This is a genomic window from Erysipelothrix aquatica, from assembly GCF_009828775.2.
Lineage (GTDB): Bacteria > Bacillota_I > Bacilli_A > Erysipelotrichales > Erysipelotrichaceae > Erysipelothrix > Erysipelothrix aquatica.
Map to the genome: position 1 here is coordinate 1 of NZ_WTSY02000052.1, position 5,576 is coordinate 5,576.

The window sequence follows — 5,576 nt, forward strand, 5'->3', positions numbered from 1 at the left end:
CTTCTTTTGAATCTTCTACAATTTGATTAATTTCTGCCTTTGCTGCTTCTTTTTGCTCTGGTGTTATACTATCCATTGCATCAATAGCTGCTTTAGCTTCTGTTGCCTTATCATCAAGTGCTTTTTTAGCATCATTTTGTGCTTTTGCGAATGCATCTTGGGTTTTAGCTTCAGTCACAACGTTATCAATTGCATGTTTTCCATCTTCTACACTTGTTTGGATTGCATCTACTGTTGTTGCAGTATCAATCGCTTCTTTTGAATCTTCTACAATTTGATTAATTTCTGCCTTTGCTGCTTCTTTTTGCTCTGGTGTTATACTATCCATTGCATCAATAGCTGCTTTAGCTTCTGTTGCCTTATCATCAAGTGCTTTTTTCGCATCATTTTGTGCTTTTGCGAATGCATCTTGGGTTTTAGCTTCAGTCACAACGTTATCAATTGCATGTTTTCCATCTTCTACGCTTGTTTGGATTGCATCCACTGTTGTTGCAGTATCAATCGCTTCTTTTGAATCTTCTACAATTTGATTAATTTCTGCCTTTGCTACTTCTTTTTGCTCTGGTGTTATACTATCCATTGCATCAATAGTTGCTTTAGCTTCTGTTGCCTTATCATCAAGTGCTTTTTTCGCATCATTTTGTGTTTTTGTAAATGCATCTTTAATTTGTGCTTCGGCAACAATACTTTCATAGGCTGTAATAGTAGTATCTTCCACGCTCTGGATTACATCTAATGTTGTCGCATTATTAATGCCCTCTATTCCCTTTTGAAGTCTTTCATCTATGCGTTCTTTGTACATTGCTTTTTCTTCATCAGTTAGGAATTCCATACCATCAATTGTATCTTTAGCCTTTTGTGCTTCTTCTTGGATACGTTCCAAACTTGAAACTTTTGCATCTGTGATGTTTGCTTCACTTTTCGCTTCTGCTTTTCCTGTGATTGCTTCCATTGCTTTTTGACCCGCGTCTTGAGCTCTGAAAATTTCAGTTGCATTAGTACCTTTATTAACCATATCAATAGCTTTTTCAAGTTCTTCATTCACTTCTGTTTTCAGGGCTTCTTTATCCGAATCACTTAAACCAACCAGTGTACTAATTCGGTCTTTCACTGCTTGGGCTGTTTCTTCCAAGTGTCGAATTGCTTCAAGACGTTTGCTTGCTATTTCAGAATCAGCCAAGAGCTTATCCAACTCATCGATTGTATATTCTTGTGCGATTCGGATACTTGGTTGAGTTGTCGACTCCTCTACAGATTGAAGTCCTGAGTTTCGGATGCTTTCAACTTTTGCTAAGGCTGCTTGTTTCTCACTCTCAGGTAAATCCGCGAGAACGTCAAGTTTCCCTTTCACCTCATTTGCTGCTTCGTTGATTACATTTTTCGCATCATGTTTCCATGCACCTTTGACTTCATCCTGATATCTGGCTTCCGCTTCGTTTCCGATTTCAGTAATACTATTAAAATCAGTAGCTCCAATCAGTGCGTCTTTTGCACTATCACGCACTGTTTCTATATTTTTTATATAGACAGCCTTCTCATCAGATGTAAGATTTTGATTCTCATTTACTTTATCAATGGCTCCTTGCGCTTTTGCATCAAGATTATTTGAAGCAACATCTCGTGCATTCTGTAAATTATTTTGTCCTTTTTGTGCAAGTTTGATTGCAACTGCTTCTAAATCTTTTCTACCTTGTGTTAGTGCAGAACTTACCTCTACTTGTGTTGTAGATGCATTAATAGTGTCTGTTTTATCAGCTAAGATTTGGTTAACTTCTACCAATGCTGCATCTTTGTCATCTTGAGTTGCACCGGGTATGTTGTTAATTCGGGTTCGAATCTCATCTGCTTTCTGTTTCAATAATGTATCTGCATTTTCTTTATCATTTTGAAGCGTTGCCGCTTTTACCACATCATCAATAGCGATTCCAGCCTCTTTTTCTGCAGTGTTTGCATCCGCTACAGTTATCGCTTGATCAATTTCACTCAATCCTGCTTGCAGTTCTTGATTAATAGTTGCGATGAATACATCTTTTTGGCCTTGATTTAATCCATTCATAGCATTCACCGCGTCACGCGCCGCTTGTGCTTTCGTTTCTAAATCACTACTTCGTTTTGTCTTGGCTTCTTCGAGTAAAGCTTGGTTATCACCTTCAAGTGCATCATAGATTCCTTGCATTTCATTAAATCCATGTGCTCTCTCGGCTTCGACCACTCCAGTACTTAGCGCTGCATTTACTTTATCTATTGCAGATAAACGTGCTGCTTCAATCTCTTGTTTTGCATCAGTGATTTGCTCTGGTGAAAGATTCGATAATTCATCAATCGCATCATTTAAACGTTGGGCTTCTACATTTAATCGTGCGACTGCATCATTTTGTGTATCATGAAGTTTAGCCTCTGCTTTTGTCGTCTCATAGTGAGAACGTGTATGATCAACGACAGTTTGCATTTCTTCTAATGATCCTGCATTATCAACAGCAGTCACTGCTTCATTGTATCTACTATTAATATCTGTTCTATATATATCTTTCTCTGTTTCGTTCAGATGCTCTAAAGTGTCTATAAATGCTAATGCAGCATCGCGGTCAGATTGTAAGGTAACCTTTGTTACCGTCTTATTATCATCAAGACGTTGATTTCCATCTGATTCATATTGACCATAAATTGATTCAAGTTTTTCTTTTCCATCAGTTCTGACTTGATTCACTTGGGCAACACTTGTAGATGTATTTAAATCGGCTATAATTTTTTCGAGTTCGGTATCAACCTGTGCATTGGCTACATTAAGATCTGCTTCAGGAATATCTGCTATTTGTGATAAACGATTTTTTACATCTAAAGCCTTATCTTGTACACGTTTGATCGCATCGTTGATGGCATCTTGAAGTTCTGCATCTGAAACCACCTTATCCATCTCCGTTGTCTTAGTTGTTACTATATTATTCACTTCAGACATCGTTTTCGCTGTATCAACTGCATTTACTGCTTCTTGAAGTTTGGTATCAATCAATTCTTTCGCCTCTGTCTTTTCTTGAGGTGTCAAATGTTCCAAGGCATCAATGGCATCTTTTGCTGCTTGTGCTTTTTCATTAAGATTTGTTTTCCCTACTTCTTTTGCATTATCAAGATATTTTGTATCACTCAGCCTTAGCTCATTGTAGATATCTTGCATAGCTGCAATACCATTATCTCTGTGTGTATTAAATTCTGGTGTGCTGTTTGCACTATTGATTGATGCAACTGTATTAGCACGTGTTGTTTCAATCGCAGCTATCGCAGCGTCCTTTTCTGATTGGGGCACATTTACCAATTGATTAATTCGAGCTGTGAGCTCGGCTGCTTTTTCATTCACCGCTTGAATAGCAGGTGCTCGATTTGCAGGGTTAGCTACAACTACATCGGAAGTTGCAGTTGTACTTACAAATTCTGATTCTGGATTTGTGATTATTGCACGATAGCGTTCACCTACTTGTGCTGGTTCATTCAAAGTATACATCCATGTGTTATTTTCAAGAACAGTCGTTGTTCCGAGTGAAGTGGTCGTTCCATTCGATGAAACACGAATCAATTGAACCACATCTCCTTGTCTACTGGGTCTTTGGTCATTTACTGCTGCAGTTGTATTGCCAGAAAGAGTGTTCGATAACTCTGTAGGTACACTGATAGTGGGTACTGCTGCCGGGGTTATATTTGTTAGCTTAAAATTCCCCACAACTACCGGATTGTTGAAAGTGCTCTGATGATGTATATCAATCTCAAACCTGACCTTCTCACCTCTACCATGAAACTGTTGTTTGTTGGTTCCATTAATTAATGACACATTTGAAGTAGACGATCCATAGTTCACATTGTTGAATCGCATAGGATAATATATCGTTCTGTCTTTAAAATCTAAAGATTTATCTGCGGTTGCAATTCCTACCCTAAATGATGTTCCACTTGTAATATTTGCCATTGTCCATTGATATTCATAGTAATTTCCGATAAGTAGATCATTTGTAGTTGAAACCGCACCTATATATGTGTTGGGAGACCCTCCTGTTGATTGATTCGAAACTTTCTTCAGGCTATACGTCGAGTCTCCGTTAGGTCTAATTTTGAACCCAATTGTGCTATTAGCTTTTCGTATGTCAAAAAAACCACCACTGTCTACTGTTCCTAAAGTCGCACCATTATATGTTCCAGATGCTCTTGTTCCAAAGATCATTCCACTTAAATCACTAATATTTGTAACGCTGAGTTCTTGATCTGAATCTGCATATATAATTACTCCTGAAAAGTTTGAAATAAAAAGTACGAGTGTCAGTATTACTGACACAATTATGTTTTTTATATTACGTTTCAAAACTATTTCCTCCTCTATCGACATTTAAGTATTTTTGTTGCTGTGTAATTCTATGACAATAATTTTATTGCTTAATCATTTAATCTCTAACCAATTCAAACTGATAAAATGTATATGCTTGTGGGGGAGTAGCAGTTATACCTCTACTTCACCTCACCTTTCTTAAAAAAAACCGAACGACGCTAGGTCATCCGGTTTATTACAATTTACTTCGTCAATAGAACGAATTGAATGCTAATAATTAACGAAACTAAATTGAATAACACCGACCCCCACAACGATACTTCAACGCTTCATAAACTTAACTATTTAAACATATCACACTTAACATATACATAATTTAAGTCTATCATTTAAAACAATTTAATACAACCCTAACATTAACGACAATTTAATATGAACCTAGCACTGATAATGCTTCAATGCATTTTATTGCATACAGTTGATTGTGTAAAATAGATGCAAAATCACATTTGATAGAACTCGGTTAGTAAAATTTGTCATATCACCACGAAAGCAAACTAAATAGGGCTATTCTTACATAGAACAATCTATCTCCATCTTTGATATCTGTAATAAGTCTATTCATTTCTCTTCTATTTAGATTTTTAGCTGAATATCCGTCATCAATATATATTTCAATCTCGTCTGAGTAATCAGATTTAAAGACAAATATATAGCTTTTAACAGTTCTAACTTGTTCCTTTAAATTAAATCCCTACCCCACCTGTTATCGAGTGCTTACTCTCGCGTACATAGCGGTTTTCTTACTTTTATTCAATTCAATGTATTCCCTAACTCATTACAAAAAAGGTGTTATATCAAATTGATTCACATGTGACAAATTGTATATTTATGGACAACGGGAGAGTATTAGAACTCACCCTTGCTTTTCATATATGCTTCTTTTTTTTCTGTATCTTTTTATTCCACTTGTACAGTATATCATTGTCAATATTATCATTATAAAGGTCATAGTCTTTCTTACACCCTAGGAACACTCAGTTACTACTCTTTGCATTAAAGTTATCAGTTTTTCTTGTCTAACAGAGCCTAAGCGCGTTTAACCGTTCTAGAACATACTAAAGAATCCACATTTTCATTAAATATCGCCTCTTCACCGCTAGGATCCAAAAACCATCTCCAAATTCCATCATAAGTTACATGTATCTATTTAATAACCTTTCTCAGTTTATCACAATTACTTAATACAAAGAATTGCTAACATATG

At 36.3% G+C, this 5,576-nt stretch carries 1 protein-coding gene; it reads right to left on the reverse strand.

Features of this window, described 5'->3' with window-relative positions; translation table 11 throughout:
• Positions 1-4,345, reverse strand: a 4,345-nt coding sequence (locus tag GVV20_RS10035; RefSeq protein WP_250690198.1) for a DUF1542 domain-containing protein, incomplete at its 3' end; no start/stop codon positions are given.
• Positions 4,346-5,576: the final 1,231 nt, after the last annotated feature.